This window comes from Lactococcus termiticola (assembly GCF_003116835.1).
GTDB lineage: Bacteria > Bacillota > Bacilli > Lactobacillales > Streptococcaceae > Lactococcus > Lactococcus termiticola.
Map to the genome: position 1 here is coordinate 185,009 of NZ_BFFO01000003.1, position 19,159 is coordinate 204,167.

Below are 19,159 nucleotides of genomic sequence, written 5' to 3' on the forward strand. Positions count from 1 at the left end.
ACATAAAAAAACAGCTCAGAGAGCCATTTTCAAAAATTATTTGTCAGTCAATGCTGTCAAACCTGGCAAAGCTTTACCTTCGAGGAGTTCCATAGAAGCGCCACCACCAGTTGAGATCCAGCTGAATTTTTCAGCATAGCCAAGGTTGATCGCAGCAGCTGCTGAGTCACCACCACCGATGATTGATTTAACACCTGGTTGAGCAACGATCGCATCCATAACACCGATTGTACCCGCTTGGAAATCAGGGTTTTCGAAGACACCTACAGGGCCATTCCAAACAACTGTTTTAGCACCAGCAAGTTCTTTACCGAATTCAGCGATGGTCTTAGGACCAGCATCAAGACCGAGGAAGCCTGGGTCAACGTTTTGATCTTCAGTATCTTTCACTTCAGTGTAATCAGCAAATGCGTTTGCTTCTTTTGAGTCTACTGGCAAGATGAGTTTGCCGTTTGCTTTTTCAAGCAAAGCTTTTGCCAAGTCAAGCTTGTCATCTTCAACGAGTGAGTTACCGATTTCATAACCTTGAGCTTTGAAGAAGGTGTAAGCCATCCCACCACCAACGATAACCTTGTCAGCTTTCGTCAAGAGGTTTTCGATGACACCGATTTTATCAGAAACTTTAGAACCACCAAGGATCGCTACAAATGGACGTTCTGGAGCTTCAACGGCTTCTTGGATATAAGCAATTTCGTTTTCAAGCAAGAATCCAGCAACTGCTTTTTCAACATTTGCAGAGATACCAACGTTTGAAGCGTGCGCACGGTGAGCTGTACCGAAGGCATCGTTAACGAAGATGCCGTCACCGAGTGAAGCCCAGTATTTACCAAGTTCTGGGTCGTTTTTAGATTCTTTCTTACCGTCGATATCTTCGAAACGAGTGTTTTCAACGAGCAAGATTTCACCGTCAGCCAAAGCATTGATGGCTTCTTCAAGTTCAGCACCACGAGTAGTACCAGTGAAGACAACATCTTTACCAAGCTTTTCACCAAGCGCTTTAGCTACAGGTGCCAAAGATTTACCAGCTTTGTCAGCTTCTTCTTTCACACGACCAAGGTGTGAGAAGAGGATCGCACGACCACCGTTTTCAAGGATGTACTTGATCGTAGGAAGTGCAGCATTGATACGGTTGTCATTTGTGATGACACCGTCTTTTACAGGGACATTAAAGTCCACACGGACAAGAACTTTCTTGCCTTTAAGTTCAACATCTTTGACTGTCAATTTAGCCATTTGAGGTTCTCCTTTAATTTCTATGTGATAATGTAAATTATATCACATAAGGCTTTTTTTTGCTTTTGAGAAAGGCTTTTTTGATAAAAATGGCGAGATTTTATAAGGTAAATTTCTTGCTATAATAGGCTCTGGCACTAGCCAAATCTCAGACTGCAATGGGAGGAGGTGATTTTGTGTTAGGAGATATCTTCAAATTAGTCATCGTGCCAATTCTCGTTGGTGCAACGCTCGAGCTCTTCCGCCAGTTGCTCAGTCGCCGCTTGGACGACAAGAACGATGACAAGACTTAGTGCCCTCCAAGCTGAGTTGCCCTCGCAAGGCAACAAAAAAGCCGTAGGCCCGCCAGCCTACGGCTTCTTTGATTTTGTGTTTGAAGCGATATCTTCAAATTCGCTATCTTTATTATAGCATATTTCGGAAGGCAGTCAATCGCTTTGGGCTTCGGATTTATCGTTGCATTATAGAAATTCCCTGACCCATATCAGAGTCCTCAACCATTTTGCGAAGCAATTCGCCGAAGGAGAGAGCGAATCTCGTATACCAAGGGGATTTTCTAGTAGTGGGATTATGAGAAAGCTCCGCTTTCCCATAATCCGCACAGGGGAGATCCGCAAGTACTATTTCTTAGGCTGATGACGGCTCCCGTAGGGAGACTAAATCAGACTTAGAAATAGTCGAAGCTAGCTCACCGAGCACTCCACTACTGGAAACATCCCCACCCCGAAGGGAAAATCCGGCCACAGGCCACTAAAGAGCACAAAAAAAGCCCAGCGGCAACTGAGCTAAAAAATTAGAATTTTTTACGTTTACGAGCTGCTTCTGATTTGCGTTTACGCTTTACAGATGGCTTTTCGTAGTGTTCGCGTTTACGGAGTTCTTGGAGTGTTCCAGCCTTCGTTACTGAACGTTTGAAACGGCGGAGTGCGTCGTCGAGCGATTCGCTCTTACGTACAACTGTTTTAGACATATTCATTTCACCCCATTTCTTATTCAGATTTGCCAAGCGGCACTGTCATATAGAATAGCAAATTTCTTGAAGGCTGTCAAGTCCGATTTCCCTTATTTTTTCAAGGCCAGGGCTGGATTTTCCTTCCACATTGCCAGCCATTCTTCCATGCTTATATTCTTTGGATGCTTGCCCTTGTGCACTTCAATCTTATAATCTAAATAATTCATCGTCTCTTCCAAGGCCAAGATTTCAGCAGCCAGTTGCTTTCGCGTCGCCTCTAAAATCTCCAGATGAAAGGCGTCATCATCTGGACTATTAAAGATTTCCTTGATTTGAGCCAATGAAACGCCAGCCCGACGATAATGCATAATGGCGTAAATCCGTCTGAGACTGTCTTCATCAAAATCCCGAATCCCATTTTCATCCCGAGGCGGACGAATCAAGCCCTCTTTTTCATAATAGCGCAGTGTATAAGCCGTCATATTTGTTTTTTCAGCCACTTGAGCAATCTTTGCCATTTTTTATTCTCCTTTCAATCTTTTCACTTGCCTTAGAGTAACTCTAAGAGAATATACTAGCATTATAAATCTTTTGGAGAAAAAAAACAAATGAATACCCTACAAATCAAACGTTCTTCTCAAGCCTTGCTCTTTTCAAATCTCATGGTCGGTCTCGAAGGCACCATCATCGCCACTGCCCTTCCTGCCATGATGGCTAACCTACACGGGATTGCACTGATGAGCTGGGTCATTGCTATCTATATCTTGATGATGTCAGTGACGGGCCCTATCTGGACAAAGCTCGCCGACCGTTATGGCTATAAAAAGCTCTTTATCCTCGGCAGCCTACTTTTTATCGCAAGTTCTCTGGCTGAAGGTTTAGCCGTCAACATGACCATGCTCATTATTGCCAGGGCGATTATGGGCATCGGTGCCGGTGCCATGCAGCTCCTGCCTTTTGTTATCTACGGTGTGCTTTTTGATGCTGAACAACGCAGAAAGGCGACCAATAATGCGATTTCTGCCTATTCTATTGCTGCTGTCGTTGGACCCTTGCTGGGTGGTCTCATCGTGTCGAGCCTGGGCTGGCGTTGGGTCTTCTTTATTAACATTCCGATTGGTCTGATAATGATTGCTGTTTTTGCCCACTACTTTTTCCACGACTTTAAGCCCAGTATCAAGGCGATTGACTTTGCCGGTAGCGGCCTGCTTTCAGCCGGCTTAATTTTCTTCATGCTGGCCTTACAGTTCTTGGGCCAGGCCCAGCCAGCCCTCATGACCATCTTCAGCTTTCTTGCGACTGCCTTAGTGCTCTTGATACTTTTTTACTTCGTTGAACGCAGGGCGACTGACCCCTTGATTCCCCTCGAGCTTTTCAAAAATCGAGCCCTGATGGCCCGAAATCTCATGATGTTTCTCCAATACGGTTTCTTTGGCTTTTACAGCAACTACCTTCCAACTTGGGGACAGGGTGCCCTGGGCCAGTCTGCCTTTGTCGCTGGCCTGATTTTAGTGCCTAGCTCATTGATGCTTGTCCTATCCACCCAGCTTTTGAGTCGCCTGAGAGCTCGTTTTAGTGAAAAGAATATCGTGAGTACCGGCTATGTCTTCATGCTGGCTGGCGACCTCTGCCTGGTTTTTCAGGGCTTTATGGGCAATGCTAGTTGGCTCTTTGTTGCCGCCGCCTGCTTTGGAGTCGGCTTTGGCTTGACCAATCCAATCTTGCAGGTACAGGTCCAAGAAGTCGTCGCCCCAGCAGAGATTGGAGCTGCGACTGCCCTCAACGCCCTCATCCGGACACTAGGCAACGCTCTGGTCCTTTCCGCCATGTCTGTCAGCCTCAACAGCACTTTTTCTTCTGCTGTCCATGACAACCATCAGATTAGTTTCGACCTACTCAATAAGATTTCTGATGCCCATGCCCTCCATCAAATTCCAAGGGTTTTAGTCGAGCCCCTTCGTTACATTATCTACCATGGCATGCACAAGCTCAGCCTGATTGGCCTCTGCCTTATTATTGTTGCCATGCTGATTAATTTTTTGGACAAAGAAAAAAAGCATGCTTGATGCCTTAATTATAACGTTTTCCTAGGCCTTCATATCGCTTGATGGCCGACTTCAGGAGCTCCTCCATCGTCAGCTCACTCCCCTTTTGCCAGCTCTTAAAAGCCAGATTGTAAATCGCCCGGCCAATCGAGACAGCAAGCTCGGCATCCTCTGGCTCAAAGCTCTGAGACATTTCTTCCAGCAGGATGCCTTCAATCTTTTTGAGCTTGAGCAATTCACGTTCTTCTAGGTCGGGATGGCTATGAATAACCCGCTGTCTCAAAAGCGTTCGCTCTCTGTTCTCATCAAAGAAGACAGCCACGCCCCGGTAGCCGTCAAGGACCTGCTCGATGGGATTGCTGGCCTGAGAGCTCTGGATATGGTCAATAATCATCTCCGCAAAGCCATTGCCCGCATCAAAGAGGACATCCGCCTTGTCCTTAAACTGTCGGTAAAATGTCCGCTCGGTCAGCCCGGCCTTGTCGGCAATCTCCTGGACAGTCGTTTCGTCATAGCCCTGCCTTGAAATCAAGGCAATCGCTGCCTCATATAATTTTTCCTTGCTCGTTTTTTTCATAAGCTTATTTTATCACAAAATGTCAGAAACTGACAAAATTCTTGACAAGGGATTTTTGAAGTTGTAGAATAAGGTCAAATGTCAGAAACTGACATCTCCGAAAATGAAAGAAGGTATAATATGAAAATCACACTCCTCGGATCCCTCGGAAACATCAACCAACACACTATCCCCCGCCTCGTCACTGATGGCCACGAGGTCACGGTCGTCACAAGCTCTAGCGAGCGGGTCGCAGCCATTGAAGCACTCGGCGCCAAGGCTGCGGTTGGTCAGATGGAAGATGTTGATTTTTTGACCAAAACTTTCACTGGGCAAGACCTGGTCTACCTGATGATTGCCATGAGCGGCACGCCAAATGAAAAGGCTGTTGAAGAGCGGGCGGCCATCTATAGCCAAGCCATCAAAGACAGCGGTGTGAAGCAGGTCGTCAACCTCAGCTCTGTTGGTGCCCAGACGCCTGAAGCAGGCATCCTTTATCAATACCACCATATGGAAGATGCACTCGACGCTGTTGAGACGTCGACGGTTAGCCACATCCGCCCTGTCGGCTTTTATACTAATCTCTTTGCCCAGCTTGAAACTATCAAGAGCCAAGGCAAGATTTTTGATGCCATCAGCCCAGAGACCAAGCGGGCTTGGGTAGCAACGGAAGACATTGCTGATGCTGTCTACGCTAGAATCAAGGCCCTGCTTTCTGATGAAGAAGTCAGCAAATCTCAATATGTCCTCAGCGACTTTGCCAGCGGGCAAGAATGGCTAGCTGCACTGGCTGAGAATGGCGTCCAAGCTGACTATGTGAAAATTTCCGTTGACCAGCAGATTCAAGGTATGCTGAAGGCTGGCCTGCCAAAAGAAATCGCTGAAGGCTTTGGGCAGATGAGCCGGATTCAAGAACAGCCTGATCGACTCTATGAAGAAATCACTGCTGGCAACTATCATCAGGGTAAAGTAAAAATCACTGACTTTGCTAAAATCTTTGCGGCCGCCGTCAAGGCCAACTAAAGCAAAAAAGCTTTGCCAAGAGCAAGAGCTTTTTTATTTTGACCAATCAATCGGATCACGGCCCTGTTCTTCTAAGAAGCGATTGGCCTTTAGGAAGCTATCCGAGCCAAAGAAGCCCCGTCTGGCCGATAAGGGCGAGGGATGTGCTGATTCTAGAACCAAGTGTTTCGTCTTGTCAATCAGCTTCGCCTTCTTCCTAGCATAACCACCCCAAAGGAGGAAGACCTTGGGCCTGGCGTCTTCGCTAGCCAGCTGAATCAGGCGGTCAGTCAGTGGCTCCCAGACCTTGCCGGCATGACCGTTGGCCTGGTTTTCAGGGACGGTCAGGACAGCGTTGAGCAAGAGCACGCCCTGCTTAGCCCAGGCGGTCAAGTCTGTGTCCTGCTTGTCGAAGCCCTCTTCCTGAAGCTCTTTTTGAATGTTGACCATCGAGTCGGGCCGGCTGACCTTGAAGCTGTTGGGATAGGAGAAGGCTAGGCCCTGCGCCTTGCCAGCTTGGGGGTAGGGGTCTTGACCAAGGATGACGACCTTGGTGTCGGCGAGGGGGGTCAGCTCAAGTGCGGCATAGATTTTTTCTTTTTTAGGGTAGACGGGGCCAGACTGATAGACCTTCTCCACAAACTCATCAATCCCCCTAAAATCATAGTCGGCCAGTGCCCTTGCCCAATCTGTATTTTTCATGTCTACATTATAGCATAGTCCTTAATCTTCCGTTAAGACTGCTCTCAGTATCTTTTAAGCTGGTCAGGCTATACTAGATTTATTCCAAAAAAACTTTTTTCATTTCTTTACTCCTCAAAAGCAGGCCAGTGATGGGCCTGTTTTTTTGCATCTCATGAAGTAATCGCATAAGAAAAATCGAAAAATTAAAATAAAAAAGCCGTCCAATCAACTGGGACAGGCCTAAATCTTATGTTATACTAGCCTTGTAGAAGTTGAAGGACGGTAGCCTAATCTATCAGTCAGGAGGTATTGCCTATGGAGCTAATTCACGGGGCCGCCTCCCGATAGAAAGGCGAAAACTTTGTCGATTTTTGAAGCCTTGACCTTAATGATTGCTTTTGCAACGCTGATGGTCCTGGTTACCAATAAAAACGATAAAAAATAACCGCCCTAAACTTTAGCGAGTCGGCGGTTATTTTTTAACCCATTCAAGCTACCGTTCTTTAGACGGCTACAGGAGCACCTGTTTCGAGCAGGTGCTTTTTTTCATACCTTTATTTTATCAGAATCAAAGGAGCTTATCAATTTTTATTGATTTCTTTTTAGACCTGCTTAAAGATTCTCCACGTTATGGTAAACCTTCTGGACATCATCATTGTCTTCCAAGGCGTCAACCAAGCCTTCAAAGATTTCAACATCTTCTTCAGACAAGGTCACTTCAGATTGTGGGATGAGCTCGAGCTCAGTCGTTGAAAACTCGCTGATGCCTTTTTCACGGAGGGCTGAGATGGCCTTGTGGAGGTCAGTTGGCTCAGTGTAGACCACGATGTTTCCTTCTTCTTCCATGACGTCACGGACATCGATGTCTTGGTCAATCAGGTATTCAAAGATGTCATCTGTGTCTGTACCAGCAAAGACGATCACGCCCGTATTGTCAAACATATAGCTGACTGAGCCTGCGGCACCGATGTTTCCGCCATTTTTGTGGAAAATTGTACGGATGTCAGCGATAGTCCGGTTGACGTTTGAAGTCAGGGTTTCGCAGACAATCATTGAACCGTTGGGACCAAAGCCTTCGTAGCGGCCTTGTGTAAAGGTCTCTTCACCACCGCCTTTAGCCTTGTCGATGGCCTTGTCGATGACATGCTTAGGCACCTGGGCCTGCTTGGCACGTTCGATGACGAATTTCAGAGCGGAGTTAGACTCTGGGTCTGGCTCGCCCTGCTTGGCTGCAGCGTAGATTTCTACACCAAATTTAGCATAAACTTTTGAAGTAGCCCCGTCTTTAGCAGTTTTCTTGGCAACAATATTGGCCCATTTACGTCCCATAAATGAATTCCTCTTTCTTTGTTTGTGATAATCTTCTTCTATTATAGCAAAAAAGGCCTGAACTTTCAGGACTTTATGGATGTCAGCCTAGTATCAAGGGCTTACGGCCGTAGTTTTGCTCAGTAATAGCTGGATTCCCCAATCGGTAAATCTCGTCAGCCCGCTGTGTGACCGCATCCCAAGGGAACTGGCCAATCCGGCTACAGAGCTCGATATCAGACTTTCTGGCCCGGGCTAAAATTTGCCGGCCTTTTTCATTGAAGCCGAGAACCCTTATGGCTTCTGGCAGGACGGCTTTCTTGTCGACATCGTTGAGGATATAAGCCATCAGCCGACGGATGTGGCCCTTGGTATAGCGTTTCGTATAGACCTGCTCAATGAGGGCGTCAAGGCTGTCCGCCGTCTTGACCGCCTTTTTTATCCGGCTAGCCAGCTCATCATTGACCTGATAAATCCGGCGAATATCTGTGGCGATGATTTTGTATTTCAAAAGTGGCCAAAAGTCAGACCAGCTGATTTTTGGAGCCTCCTGTAAAATCGGCCAGATATTGGCAGGCACAAAGGACTCTGCCGTCTCTAAATGCTGACGAATCGCCGTCGCTGAGGCAAAAGTCTCGCCCAGCTCACTGTCATTGTAGGCTGTATTCCGCTGGATGGTCTTTAGCTGAATGCCCCGGCCTGCGACCGCCTTAGCATAGGCCAGGCCTAGGATATGGTTGGGTGTATTGCCATCAAACTGGACAGCGGCAAAATGCTCCCAGGCCTGCTGGGCCCGGACAGGATAAGAGATATGGCTGGGCAGAGCCTCGATATAAGCCTGCATCTCATCGGCTTTCTCAGCATAAAGCACAGCAATCTGCTGATAGTCTGTGTCAGATTCTGTCCCGAAGGCCAACTCATCAATCCCCAGTCGGCTCAGGATGTCCACGGCCCCCTTTGCAAAGAAGTCCGCCCCCTGGACGCTTGCCAAGAAAGGAAGCTCGACCACCAGGTCTGCCCCGTTTTTGAGGGCCATCTCAGCCCGCAACCACTTGTCAATAAAGGCCGGTTCCCCCCGCTGCATCCAGTTGCCACTCATGACGACGAGCTGTGTGCAGTCACTCCCTGCATCCAGCAGCCGCTTGTGGCCAAGGTGGAAGGGGTTGAACTCGGCGATGATTCCTCTTGTTTTTTGCATAATTCAAGTATAACAAAAAGCCGGCAGCCTCTGCCTGCTTTTTCATAAAATTAACCTTTCGCCACAAAAAACCAACGCAGACTCTCAGGCCCAGGAGCCTCATCCTCAAAGTCGGCAAAGACCTGTACGTCCTTAAAACCGACTTCCTCAAGCAAACTCCGATAGACCTCAATCGGATAAGTCCTCTCCTCATGAAGCTCGTCCTTTCGCATGAAACGGCCGTCTTCTTCTTTGACAAAGAAGGTCAGCTCGTGGGCTACTGAGTGAGGGACTTCGCCAGCGTAGGTATCCCAGACAAAGGCGAAGTCTTCGGCATTGTCATGATAGGCGTGGCCAGGGAAGACCTCGTCGGTCTGGTAGGTCGAGTGGACATCAAAGATAAAAGTCCCGCCCTCACGCAGGCCCCGGTAGACACCGGCAAAAGTCGCCTTGAGCTCATCTTCATCAGCCAGATAGCAGAGGGAGTCTGAAAAGCAGGTCACGGCATCGAAGTCAGCCTTAAAATCGAGCTTTCGCATGTCACCTAGCTCAAAATCGGCATTGCTGACCCGAGTTTTGGCCAGCTCCAGCATCTCAGGCGAGAGGTCGAGGCCGGTCAGTTCATAATGCTCGCTGACAAATTTTTCCGTCAGAATCCCAGTCCCGCAGGCCAGCTCTAAAATCTTGTGGGTATAAGGCGAAAAATGGCGGACGGAGAAGTCATACCATTTTTCATAGAGACTATCGTCCATGATGGCATCATAGACTTGGGCAAAGAGGGCGTAGTTTTTTTCCAGCTCGCTCATGCCTTATTCATCCACCCAGTCTGTCAGGTCGACGACTTCAGCATCGCTCCAAAGTTTTTCCAGGTTAAAGCGAAGACGGGAGTCAGCATCAAAGACGTTGACAATCACGTCACCGAGATCGATAAGGACCCAGCCGGATTGGGCGTTACCCTCGATTTTTCCGCCAACCAGGAGGCCGTGTTCTGCTGCAGCATCGTCTACTGCACCAATGATGGCATCAATCTGACGGCTGTTCATGGCTTCCATGACCACAAAATAATCAGCCACACCAGAGACAGTCGCCACATCAAGGGCAACAATATCACGGGCTTGCTTGGCATCAGCGGCCCTCACGACCACTTCTAATAATTCTTTAGGATTCAAATCTTTCTCATTTCTATTTCTATATGTGCTTTTTTTATTATAACATAATTGGGGGGTGGGGCTGGGGATGCCGTTCCGCTACAGGAGAGGCTGGATGTTGCCCTGGGCCGGAAGCGAAGCCTAACGGCTTCCATTCCTAGAACTGGAGCCCTTTGGTCTCCAATTCTGCCTTTTTCAGGGCAAATCCAGCCTCTCCTGTAGCTCCACTGTTTTCTAACAAATAATAAAAATTTCTTTTTACTGTCCAGCTGTTCAGCAGGTGGAGTTCCGGAAAGCAGGCCAAAACATTGTGGCAAAAGGCAGATTTGAAGACCGCAGGGCTTCAAATCTAGCAATGGAACGACGGAGTCGTTCGCTTGCGTGCCCCCACAATGCTTTTGGCCTGCTTTCCGGAACGGAACCCCTATCCCTGCAGATAAGCTATAAAACTGTTATAAGTCGCCATCGACTGGGGATAAATCCTCTGCCGGCCTTCAGATAGGTAGGCAATCAGGCGTTGGGTCTCGAAGGCTACAGCCTCATTGAGGTCGGCCTCAGCGATTCTTCTGGCCTCGACGACTCCTGGAAAACGCCGGCTGTCTTCGACGTAGTCGGCGACGTAAATCAGCTTGTCGAGCATGCTCATTTCTGGAGCTCCGACGGTGTGAATCTCGATGGCCCGGATGATTTCAGAGTCGGTCAGGCCCAGGTCTTCCTGGATTTTATAGACGCCGACCAGGCCGTGCCAGATGGAGCTGTTCCAGTTTTTCAAATCTGGGTCGAGTTGGTATTTGTCAATCAGACCAAGAAATTCCTCGTTGGAAAGTTCTTTAGCATAATCATGCAGGAGCCCAGCCAGAGCAGCCTTCTCAGGCTCTGGATATCCAAAGCGAACGGCCAGCTCCCTGGCCTTTTGCTCGACACTCAGACAGTGCTCAAAGCGACTGGCCTTCATCATGCCCTGCATTTTTTCTAAAATTTCTTCTCTGCTAAGCTTAATCCAAGCTGACCAATCAGACATAGAGCCCTTCCTTCAAGATATAGGCGAGGACCTTTGGAGCCAGTAGGAAATTTGGCTTAATCCCCCGATGAAATTGCTCCCGAATCAGACTGCCCGACACATCCATCAAGGGCACATCGACCCAGACAATCGGATAGGAGGTCCCTGACCGATAACGGGGCCTGCGAACGCCGACCAAGTGGACCAGCTCTAAGAATTCGTCGATATGCTCCCAACGCTCAAGGCCGGCAATCATGTCGCCCCCCACAATAAAGTAAAAGTCAACCTCAGGATGAGCCTGCTGTAGCTTGACGACCGTCTCGTAGATCGACGATGTCTGAAGCTGACAGCGACTGCTGTCGACCTCAAGGCCCTCCTTTCCCTCACAAGCCAGCTCCAACATCCGGCAGACATGGCCTTCCGTATTGTGCTCAGGCATAAAAACCACCTTCTCCAGATGAAGCTGCTGGCGGACCTGGTCAGCAATCGTCAGATGGGCAATGTGGACCGGATTAAAGTTCCCCCAAAAAAGCCCGATGGCACGCTTGTGCTCGACATTTTCCTCTTCGAGTTCAACTTTTGTAAAGGGAGTTAGAAGTTCTAAAGGCATGGTTTTCCTCACTTTTTAGTCAGGTTTTTTTCTTACTTCATCGCTTGTGGTGTTTAGAACCACTTGGTGGGACGCAAGTGGAGTTACAGCTCTTTTGCTTTAATACAGTGACAAAAGGGAAATGGAGAGACCGCAGGGCTCACCATTTAGGAATGGAAGCCGAAGGCTTCGCTTCCGACCTCACTGTGTTAAAGCAAAAGGGCTGTAACGCAACGTCCTTCAATAGAAGGCCCTACTTCACCAAATTCTTCACATCCACAGAAATCTTCCGATTTTCCTTCTTGTCGGCGACCTTAAAGACCACCAGATTTCGCCCGATGATTTGGACCACGTCAAGCCCCATCTCCTCGATGCTTTCAGCGACTTCGGTCGCTGTCTCATCTGAGTTTTGTAGGATATTGACCTTGATAAGCTCACGGGCATCACAAGCTGAGCGGATGCTCGTCAAGATTTCATTTGACAGGCCTGATTTCCCGATTTGGACGATGGGCTTGATATTGACTGCGAGGCTTCGCAGGTAGCGTTTTTGTTTTCCGTTGAGTTCCATAGTTTTCCTTTAATACTGGTCTAAGAGCCAGCTCTGTTCTGGGGCAATCAAGCCCTTTATTTTATAATGTGTGTCCAGCTCAATGACCTCGCTGACCAGGGCCTGTTTCCTGAGCTCTGGCAACTGATAGGCCTTGCTATAAGGCAGATCAATTTCAAAGCTTTGAAAAAGCTCGTGGAGCCTTTCTAAAATCCCTGACTTGAGCCACTGGAGACCACTAGCCTCCTTGATAGAAAGCTGGAGGGCAGGGCTCAGGGTCGGGATAAAGTCGCCCTTGACCAGGTCCATCTTGTTGTAGACATTCAGGACAGGAATGCTCCTCAGGTCCAGCTCATCCATGATGGCCTGGACCGTGCTCTCGTGGAGCTCGTGATAGGGATTGCTGGCATCGACCACGTGGATAAGCAGGTCAACATTGGCTGATTCCTCCAGGGTCGATTTGAAGGCCTTAATCAGCTCGGTCGGTAGCTTCTGGATGAAGCCGACCGTGTCGGTCAGCGAGACCGTAAAGTCTTCATGAAGGCGGACCAGCTTGGTCGTTGCATCCAGCGTAGCAAAGAGCTCGTCCTGCTCGTACTGGCTCTTGCTTTCACCAACCAGTGCGTTCATGATAGAGGACTTGCCAGCATTGGTATAGCCAATCAGGCCAATCTTGAAAATGCCGGACTTTGCCCGCTTCTGTCGCATGGTTTCCCGGGTCTGCTCGACCTTTTTCAGGGCTTTGTCAATGTCATCAATCCGCTTGCGGATGTGACGGCGGTCCATCTCAAGCTGAGTTTCACCAGGCCCTTTGGAGCCAATCCCGCCGGCCTGCCGGCTGAGCTGGATGCCCTGGCCGACGAGGCGAGGCAGGAGGTAGTTCAGTTGGGCCTGCTCGACCTGGAGCATGCCTTCGTGGCTCCTAGCCCGCATGGCAAAGATGTCAAGAATTAACTGCATCCGGTCGATGACCTTGACCCCTAGAATCTGCTCTAAATTTAGATTCTGCCGGGGCGTCAAGCGGTCGTTGAAAATAACCGTGTCAATCTCGCCGACCTCAATCGCCCAGCTCATCTGCTCAAGCTTGCCTGAGCCAATCATGGTCCTGGCATCCGGTCGCTCCCGCTTCTGATGAAATTCATCAATGACCAGGCCACCAGCCGTCTTGGTCAGCTCAGCCAGCTCTAGCATCTCGCTTTCAAAGCTGTCAGAAGTCTGGAGTTCGACACCGGCCAGAAGGACCCGCTCTTGTTTTTCTTGATTATCGATCAATCCCTTTATTACCGCCTTTGCTAGATTAATTATAGCACAATTTTTTATGAAAATTAGGGGAAATCCTACTGCATTTGGTCGCTCCAGAAAAAGGCTGATGACTAGTGAGGCCACAAGCGAAGCCTACGGCTTCCATTGTTAAAATTGAAGCCTAAAGTCTTCAATTTTGCCTTTTCTCACTAGTCATCAGCCTTTTTCTTCCGCTAGCTTTTCTTTCTAAACAAAAAGCCCTTCACAAAGAGCTTTTTTCATATCCTAGCCAATCAAAGCCTTCCGCACCACAAGGTCCACCCCTTCAGGCAACCAGGCAGCAACGACTGCAGGCCCGCTCACCCGGACCCAACCAAGGCCGGAGTAAACAATATCAGACTTCTCCTTAATCGAAAATTCCTTCCGCAGGAGCTTTCTGCCTTCGACGACAGGCTGCAAGAGCTCACCGGCATGCTTTTCGTAAAAGTCATCAGCACCGGCCAGCTTGGTCCGGTGGATGCTCAAGCCGTTTTCAAAGAAGGCGGTCATGCCCTGCTTTTCGCCTGAAATAAAGTCAAATCGGGCGAGGCCTCCCAAAAAGAGAGTCTGCTCAGGATTGAGCTGGAAGGTCCGGGGCTTGATTTCCTTTTTAGGAGAAACCAGGTCCAGGTCCTTCTTATCCAGATAGTGAGCCATCTGGCCACGATGGATAATCCCCGGCGTGTCGATCAGCTGGCTGTCATCATCAAGCGGGATTTCAATCTTATCGAGGGTCGTCCCTGGGAAACGGCTGGTCGTGATGACGTCCTGTGAGCCTGTCACATTTTTGATGATGGCGTTGATTAGCGTGGACTTGCCGACATTGGTCACGCCCACCACATAGACATCTCGGCCATGGCGGTAGTGCTCGATGGCCTCCATGAGCTCGCTGACGTCGTCTTTGTTTTTAGCTGAGGTCACGAGAATGTCGACTGGCTTCAAGCCGTGTTCTGAAGCCTCTCCCTTGAGCCAGGCCTTGAGCTTCCCGGCCTTCAGTGAATGAGGCAGGACATCTTTTTTATTGGCAACAAGCAAAACATCATTGCCTCCGGTGAGCCGGTGGAGGCCGGGGATAATCGAGCCGTTAAAGTCAAAAATGTCGACGACATTGACGATCAGGGCGTCTTCCTGGCCAATCTCATTGAGGAGTCTCAGGAAGTCGTCGTCTGTGAGACTTGTCGGCACAATTTCATTATAATGGCGAAGGCGGAAACAACGCTGACAGTAGATGTCTTCGTCGTTTTCCAGGCGTTTTTTCAGGGCCGAAGCCGGGAGAAAGCCCAGGGCTTCCTTGTCTTCTGCCTGGATACGGGCTCCACAGCCGATACAGCGGATTTCTTCTTCCATAAGCCTCCTTAAATCATGAGTTTGAGGGCCTGCTTGATATAGTCTTCAGCAGATAAGCCTTCTTCTTTTTCGAGTTTCTTTTCTACTTTCTTGAGCTCAGTTGCCTTGTAGCCCAGGGCTCCGAGGGCCTCCATGGCTTCGGTCAATTCAGCATTGGCAGTATTAGCAGGGCCACTGGCATTGACTGTGGGGTTGAGCTTGCCAGCCAGGTCCAGGACCATCTGCATGGCGGTCTTCTTGCCGACGCCTGGGAACTTGGTCAGGTACTTGATGTCATTATTGTCAATGGCAGTGACCAGTCCTGCATTGTCACTAGCTGCAATGATGGCCAGTGCCGACTTTGGCCCAATCCCAGTCACAGAAATCAGGCGGAGAAAGAGGCCTTTTTCTTCAGCATCCACAAAGCCGTAAAGGCTGTGGGCATCTTCACGGATGACCTGGTGGACAAAGATTTTATGCCCTTCATTAAGCTTGAAACTATAAGGATTGGCGACATTGAGCAGGTAGCCGATGCCAGCCACATCAAGCACAATATAGGTCGGGGTCACAGAGACAATCGTCCCAGATAGATATTCGTACATCTTTTTCTCTTATTTCTCGTTGATAAATTCTTGGACAATAAACCTTGGACGGGCCTTGACTTCAAGGAAAATCTTGCCGATGTATTCGCCAATGATCCCTAAAGCCAAGAGCTGGACGCCACCAAAGCCGACGATGGCCGCCATGATGGACGACCAGCCCCAGGCCGTGTTTTCTACAAAGTGCTGGATGACAATGATAACACCGAAGATCACTGCGAGTATAAACAAAATAAATCCAGCCCAGAAAATCAGACGGAGGGGCGTTGCTGACATGGAGGTAATCCCATCAATAGCAAAGCTCAGCATCTTTTTCAGCGGATATTTTGACTCGCCGGCAAAACGCTCGCCCCGCTTGTAGTAGACGGTGCTTGATTTGTAGCCGACCAGTGGCACCATGCCCCGCAGGAAGAGGTTGACCTCACGAAATTCAGCCAAGCCATCAAGGGCCCGCTGGCTCATCAGGCGGAAGTCTGCGTGGTTGTCGACTGACTCACTGCCAAGCTTCTTCATCAGACCGTAAAACATGCCGGCCGTCCCCCGCTTGAAGGCCGTGTCGGTATCCCGGTTATCACGGACACCGTAGACGACGTCAAAGCCAGCCTCGTACTGCTCAAGCATTTCATCAATGGCATTGATGTCATCCTGGAGGTCTGCATCCATCGAAATCACGCAGTCGGCCAGATCTTTAACAGTCATCAGTCCCGCCAGGAGGGCATTTTGGTGGCCCCGATTTCGTGAAAGGTTGACGCCTGAAAAGATTTTGTCTTCAGCGTGCTTCTCCTGGATTTTCTCCCAGGTCTTGTCACGAGAGCCGTCGTTGACATATACGACCCGGCTATCGGTAGAAATTTTGCCGCTAGCCATCAGGCTTTCATATTTTTCCTTAAGTCGCTGCGAGGTTTCATCGAGGACAAGTTCTTCGTTGTAGCAGGGTACAACCATATAAAGTCTAGTCATTTTTATTCCTTTATTTTAATCTGATAATTTCCAACTGCTGGCCTTTGAAAGATGGCTCTGCATGATCCGGCGGAACATTTTTTCCAGGTCTGTCCCGGTAAAATGCACCATGGTCGGCCGGCCATGCGGGCAGTTATATGGATTCTTACAGCTAGCCAAGTCAGTCAGGACCCGCTTGCAGGAGTCGGCGTCCAAGACATCATGGGCCTTGATTGAGCTCTTGCAGGCAATCATGATGGCCAGGTCTTCTCTGAGGGCCTTCACAGAGATCTCTCTTGAGGCCAGCAGGCGGTCGATCATTTCCTTGACCACTTCTTCGATACGAGCTTCTGGCATCCAGGTCGGATGCTCTCGCAGGATAAACTGCTGGTCGCCGTATTCTTCAAGGAAGACACCGGCGACTTCTAAGCCTTCTTTTTGCTCTAAAATCTGGATGAATTCGTCTTTGGGAAAGTCAAAGATATAGGGCATCAAGAGGCTCTGTTGTTCCATCTGGACCTCGCCAATCTTATCCCGCCAGTATTCGTACTTGAAGCGTTCCTGGGCGGCATGCTGGTCGACGATGTAGAGGCCGTCCTCAGCCTGGCAGAGGAGGTAGGTTGCGTGGAGCTGACCGAGAAATTGAAGGGCTGGGAACTGGGCCTTTTCTTCTGTTTCATCGAGAAACTGAGGCCCAGCATCAAAGAGTTCCTGGAAGATAACTTCCTCTTTTTGGGGAGAAAGGAGGGGCTGGGACGGTCTTTCTTCGACCTGGCTGATCGTCTCGGCGACCGGCTCTGCCGTCCAAGCTGGACGGGCGGGCTCAGGAGCCGCCGTCGGCTTCTCTTTGAGCTGGCCGTTAAGATTTTCCAGTGCATCGGGAATCAGGACCTCGTCGGCCAGTGTCTCTCGAATCGCCTGTCTGATGAGGTTTTTCAGCTCTTCCTTTTTAGAAAGCTCAACCTCTTGCTTGGTCGGATGGACGTTGACACCGACCAGGTGGGGATCCATGCTGATAGAAATCACAGCCAGCGGGAAGCGACCGACCATGAGCTTGCTCCCGTAGCCTTCGATAATGGCCCGGTTCAGGTCTAAATTCCAGATGTAGCGACCATTGATAAAGAGGCTGATGCGATTGCGGTTGGACCAGGTCAGCTCGGGCAGGCTGACAAAGCCAGTGATGCTGTGGTCCAGGTCTTCGCCCTGTATCTTGCGGATTTTCTTGGCCACCCGCATGCCGTAGACTGCAGCAATGACCTGTCTCATGTCCCCGTTGCCGGCAGTCCGGAGCTGTTCACGCCCTTCATTAGTCAGGACAAAGGCAATCTCAGGATGGGCCAGGGCCAGGCGGTTCATGATGTTGAGAATCTGGCTGACCTCGGCCTGGAGGCTCTTGATGAACTTGAGGCGGGCAGGTGTATTGTAGAAGAGCTCTTCGACGATGATTTTGGTCCCCCGTCGTTTGGCTCCAGGCTCATGGGTCAGGATGTCTGGACCCATGGCCACCAGCCTGCTTCCAGCACTTTCATCCGCCGTGCTGGTCTCGATGGTCATCCGTGAGATTGATGCAATCGAAGGGAGGGCCTCGCCACGAAAACCAAGGCTTCGGAGCCGTTGGAGGTCGCCGATGGCCTTAATTTTACTGGTCGCATGAGGGCGGATGGCCAGAGGCACATCTTCACCCAGGATTCCTGAGCCATTGTCGACGACTTCGATCTTTTTGAGACCGGCCTCTTCAATGGCCACTTCAATCCGGCTGGCACCAGCATCAATCGCATTTTCGACCAGCTCTTTGACAGCGTTGGCGGGGCGAACGACGACTTCTCCGGCGTTGATTTGGTTGGCCAGTTGTTCGTCTAATTCAATGATATTGCCCATTTTTTCCTCCTTTCATGTGCCTTGCAGGCGGCTTGTCCCTTCGGGTTGGGGATGTTTCTAGTAGTGGGTGCTCGCGGAACTAGCTTCGAGTGTTGCTAAGCCCTGCTTAGTCTCCCTGCGGGAGCCGTCGCATGGCAAAGCAACACTACTTGCGGATTTCCGCTCCGCGGATTATGGGAAAGCGGAGCTTTCTCATAATCCCACTACTAGAAAATCCCCTTAGTTTACGGCCTTCGGCCCCGCTTTGACGGGATTTCTCCGATGCGTGGCTATTTATTAGTTGCCGTAGTAGTTGTTGTTGAAATCTTGTAAGTTGTTGAGGCCATGCAAGAAGCTGGCAAAGACAGCGACAAGTAAGATGAGGCTGAGGACAGCGATAACAGCTAAAACAATGAAGGCGATGAGGCCTGCTATGTTCCAGCTGTCCATGACCTTGCGGAATTCTTCTTCGTCTCGGTAGTGGTTGTCCATGTTTTCCAGGGTCCACTTTTCAGCGTTGAGGCCGTAGATGATGGCCCATACTAAAGCGAAAATCTGGCCGATAAAGGGCACAAAGCCAAGAAGGACGAGGAGGCCCAGGTAGGACTTATTGCCGACGGCGAAGAATAGCGAGAGGCTGAAGGCTCCCCAGTTCCACTTCGTCTTGAAGGCGGCTTGTTGCTCTTCGTCCATCTTGGCAGTGGTAGCCTGCTGACTGGCTGGCATAGTTACTTCAGGCTCAACTTCTTTTTCAGCGACGACGATAGGGAGAGGTGTTTCGACTTTTTCATCCTCAAGCACTGGTTCAGCGACTGTTTCTTCAGTCCCGGCTTCGACCTTCTCATCCATTTCCACTTTCTTATCATCCAGGGGCTGTTCTTCGACTGCCTTATTTTCTTCGGTCATAAATTTCTCC

21 protein-coding genes are annotated in these 19,159 nt (G+C 49.6%); 3 read left to right on the forward strand and 18 right to left on the reverse strand.

Translation table 11 applies throughout. The features are described 5' to 3' along the window. Positions 1–36 precede the first annotated feature (36 nt). The 3 genes from NtB2_RS03420 to NtB2_RS03430 form a co-directional block, all read right to left on the reverse strand. The gene (locus NtB2_RS03420) at positions 37–1,233 is read right to left on the reverse strand and encodes a phosphoglycerate kinase (protein WP_109245549.1); all 1,197 of its coding nucleotides are present in this window, start codon (positions 1,231–1,233) and stop codon (positions 37–39) included. Positions 1,234–2,026: 793 nt separating this feature from the next. Next, complete coding sequence (gene rpsU / locus NtB2_RS03425) at positions 2,027–2,203, reverse strand: 30S ribosomal protein S21 (protein WP_109245588.1); 177 nt, start codon at positions 2,201–2,203, stop codon at positions 2,027–2,029. Positions 2,204–2,295: 92 nt separating this feature from the next. Then, complete coding sequence (locus tag NtB2_RS03430) at positions 2,296–2,703, reverse strand: MerR family transcriptional regulator (protein ID WP_109245550.1); 408 nt, start codon at positions 2,701–2,703, stop codon at positions 2,296–2,298. A 90-nt stretch (positions 2,704–2,793) separates the two neighbouring features. On the opposite strand from NtB2_RS03430, the gene NtB2_RS03435 reads away from it, so the two are divergent. After that, a complete protein-coding gene (locus NtB2_RS03435; protein WP_109245551.1) occupies positions 2,794–4,251 on the forward strand; it encodes an MFS transporter in 1,458 nt (485 codons plus the stop codon). A 4-nt stretch (positions 4,252–4,255) separates the two neighbouring features. On the opposite strand, the gene NtB2_RS03440 is transcribed toward NtB2_RS03435, so the two are convergent. Then, positions 4,256–4,807 carry a TetR/AcrR family transcriptional regulator gene (locus NtB2_RS03440; protein WP_109245552.1) on the reverse strand — a complete coding sequence of 184 codons (552 nt, stop codon included), beginning with the start codon at positions 4,805–4,807 and terminating at the stop codon, positions 4,256–4,258. A 120-nt stretch (positions 4,808–4,927) separates the two neighbouring features. Here NtB2_RS03440 and NtB2_RS03445 point away from each other — a divergent pair, with 120 nt between their 5' ends. Further along, positions 4,928–5,809 carry an NAD(P)H-binding protein gene (locus NtB2_RS03445; protein ID WP_109245553.1) on the forward strand — a complete coding sequence of 294 codons (882 nt, stop codon included), beginning with the start codon at positions 4,928–4,930 and terminating at the stop codon, positions 5,807–5,809. Positions 5,810–5,842: 33 nt separating this feature from the next. Here the strand turns inward: NtB2_RS03445 and NtB2_RS03450 are convergent, their stop codons facing one another. Then, the gene (locus NtB2_RS03450; protein WP_109245554.1) at positions 5,843–6,490 is read right to left on the reverse strand and encodes a uracil-DNA glycosylase; all 648 of its coding nucleotides are present in this window, start codon (positions 6,488–6,490) and stop codon (positions 5,843–5,845) included. A gap of 370 nt (positions 6,491–6,860) precedes the next feature. Here NtB2_RS03450 and NtB2_RS08885 point away from each other — a divergent pair, with 370 nt between their 5' ends. Beyond that, a complete protein-coding gene (locus NtB2_RS08885) occupies positions 6,861–6,917 on the forward strand; it encodes a hypothetical protein (protein ID WP_439956806.1) in 57 nt (18 codons plus the stop codon). A 167-nt stretch (positions 6,918–7,084) separates the two neighbouring features. On the opposite strand, the gene NtB2_RS03455 is transcribed toward NtB2_RS08885, so the two are convergent. The 13 genes from NtB2_RS03455 to NtB2_RS03515 form a co-directional block, all read right to left on the reverse strand. Continuing rightward, positions 7,085–7,801, reverse strand: a complete 717-nt coding sequence (locus NtB2_RS03455) for a YebC/PmpR family DNA-binding transcriptional regulator (RefSeq protein ID WP_109245555.1) — start codon at positions 7,799–7,801, stop codon at positions 7,085–7,087. A gap of 82 nt (positions 7,802–7,883) precedes the next feature. Further along, a complete protein-coding gene (locus tag NtB2_RS03460; protein WP_109245556.1) occupies positions 7,884–8,978 on the reverse strand; it encodes a nucleotidyltransferase in 1,095 nt (364 codons plus the stop codon). A 50-nt stretch (positions 8,979–9,028) separates the two neighbouring features. After that, a complete protein-coding gene (locus NtB2_RS03465; protein ID WP_305775305.1) occupies positions 9,029–9,754 on the reverse strand; it encodes a class I SAM-dependent DNA methyltransferase in 726 nt (241 codons plus the stop codon). 12 nt (positions 9,755–9,766) lie between these two features. Then, a complete protein-coding gene (rsfS, locus tag NtB2_RS03470) occupies positions 9,767–10,126 on the reverse strand; it encodes a ribosome silencing factor (RefSeq protein WP_109245558.1) in 360 nt (119 codons plus the stop codon). 403 nt (positions 10,127–10,529) lie between these two features. Further along, positions 10,530–11,126, reverse strand: coding sequence for a bis(5'-nucleosyl)-tetraphosphatase (symmetrical) YqeK (gene yqeK / locus NtB2_RS03475; protein WP_109245559.1), 597 nt, complete (start codon positions 11,124–11,126; stop codon positions 10,530–10,532). Next, a complete protein-coding gene (locus tag NtB2_RS03480) occupies positions 11,119–11,715 on the reverse strand; it encodes a nicotinate-nucleotide adenylyltransferase (RefSeq protein ID WP_109245560.1) in 597 nt (198 codons plus the stop codon). The genes yqeK and NtB2_RS03480 overlap by 8 nt, the downstream gene beginning before the upstream one ends. Positions 11,716–11,947: 232 nt before the next feature. After that, on the reverse strand, positions 11,948–12,262 hold the full coding sequence (gene yhbY, locus NtB2_RS03485; protein ID WP_109245561.1) for a ribosome assembly RNA-binding protein YhbY: 315 nt from the start codon (positions 12,260–12,262) through the stop codon (positions 11,948–11,950). Between the two features lie 9 nt (positions 12,263–12,271). After that, complete coding sequence (gene hflX / locus NtB2_RS03490; protein WP_109245562.1) at positions 12,272–13,513, reverse strand: GTPase HflX; 1,242 nt, start codon at positions 13,511–13,513, stop codon at positions 12,272–12,274. Positions 13,514–13,768: 255 nt separating this feature from the next. Continuing rightward, on the reverse strand, positions 13,769–14,869 hold the full coding sequence (yqeH, locus tag NtB2_RS03495) for a ribosome biogenesis GTPase YqeH (protein ID WP_165814950.1): 1,101 nt from the start codon (positions 14,867–14,869) through the stop codon (positions 13,769–13,771). A gap of 8 nt (positions 14,870–14,877) precedes the next feature. Continuing rightward, complete coding sequence (gene ruvA / locus NtB2_RS03500; protein ID WP_109245563.1) at positions 14,878–15,450, reverse strand: Holliday junction branch migration protein RuvA; 573 nt, start codon at positions 15,448–15,450, stop codon at positions 14,878–14,880. 9 nt (positions 15,451–15,459) lie between these two features. Continuing rightward, positions 15,460–16,407: a glycosyltransferase family 2 protein gene (locus NtB2_RS03505; protein ID WP_109245564.1), complete on the reverse strand. Its 948-nt coding sequence runs from the start codon at positions 16,405–16,407 to the stop codon at positions 15,460–15,462. A gap of 15 nt (positions 16,408–16,422) precedes the next feature. After that, the gene (gene mutL, locus NtB2_RS03510) at positions 16,423–18,264 is read right to left on the reverse strand and encodes a DNA mismatch repair endonuclease MutL (protein WP_109245565.1); all 1,842 of its coding nucleotides are present in this window, start codon (positions 18,262–18,264) and stop codon (positions 16,423–16,425) included. A 276-nt stretch (positions 18,265–18,540) separates the two neighbouring features. Further along, positions 18,541–19,149 carry a hypothetical protein gene (locus NtB2_RS03515; protein WP_109245566.1) on the reverse strand — a complete coding sequence of 203 codons (609 nt, stop codon included), beginning with the start codon at positions 19,147–19,149 and terminating at the stop codon, positions 18,541–18,543. Between the last annotated feature and the right edge of the window lie 10 nt (positions 19,150–19,159).

Coding starts and splice junctions, on each gene's coding strand:
- NtB2_RS03420 (WP_109245549.1), bottom strand. CDS start 1,233: ATGGCTAAATTGACAGTCAAAGATGTTGAACTTAAAGGCAAGAAAGTT.
- yqeH (WP_165814950.1), bottom strand. CDS start 14,869: ATGGAAGAAGAAATCCGCTGTATCGGCTGTGGAGCCCGTATCCAGGCA.
- NtB2_RS03430 (WP_109245550.1), bottom strand. CDS start 2,703: ATGGCAAAGATTGCTCAAGTGGCTGAAAAAACAAATATGACGGCTTAT.
- mutL (WP_109245565.1), bottom strand. CDS start 18,264: ATGGGCAATATCATTGAATTAGACGAACAACTGGCCAACCAAATCAAC.
- NtB2_RS03505 (WP_109245564.1), bottom strand. CDS start 16,407: ATGACTAGACTTTATATGGTTGTACCCTGCTACAACGAAGAACTTGTC.
- NtB2_RS03440 (WP_109245552.1), bottom strand. CDS start 4,807: ATGAAAAAAACGAGCAAGGAAAAATTATATGAGGCAGCGATTGCCTTG.
- yqeK (WP_109245559.1), bottom strand. CDS start 11,126: ATGTCTGATTGGTCAGCTTGGATTAAGCTTAGCAGAGAAGAAATTTTA.
- NtB2_RS03480 (WP_109245560.1), bottom strand. CDS start 11,715: ATGCCTTTAGAACTTCTAACTCCCTTTACAAAAGTTGAACTCGAAGAG.
- NtB2_RS03445 (WP_109245553.1), top strand. CDS start 4,928: ATGAAAATCACACTCCTCGGATCCCTCGGAAACATCAACCAACACACT.
- rpsU (WP_109245588.1), bottom strand. CDS start 2,203: ATGTCTAAAACAGTTGTACGTAAGAGCGAATCGCTCGACGACGCACTC.
- NtB2_RS03450 (WP_109245554.1), bottom strand. CDS start 6,490: ATGAAAAATACAGATTGGGCAAGGGCACTGGCCGACTATGATTTTAGG.
- NtB2_RS03460 (WP_109245556.1), bottom strand. CDS start 8,978: ATGCAAAAAACAAGAGGAATCATCGCCGAGTTCAACCCCTTCCACCTT.
- ruvA (WP_109245563.1), bottom strand. CDS start 15,450: ATGTACGAATATCTATCTGGGACGATTGTCTCTGTGACCCCGACCTAT.
- NtB2_RS03515 (WP_109245566.1), bottom strand. CDS start 19,149: ATGACCGAAGAAAATAAGGCAGTCGAAGAACAGCCCCTGGATGATAAG.
- yhbY (WP_109245561.1), bottom strand. CDS start 12,262: ATGGAACTCAACGGAAAACAAAAACGCTACCTGCGAAGCCTCGCAGTC.
- NtB2_RS03435 (WP_109245551.1), top strand. CDS start 2,794: ATGAATACCCTACAAATCAAACGTTCTTCTCAAGCCTTGCTCTTTTCA.
- NtB2_RS03455 (WP_109245555.1), bottom strand. CDS start 7,801: ATGGGACGTAAATGGGCCAATATTGTTGCCAAGAAAACTGCTAAAGAC.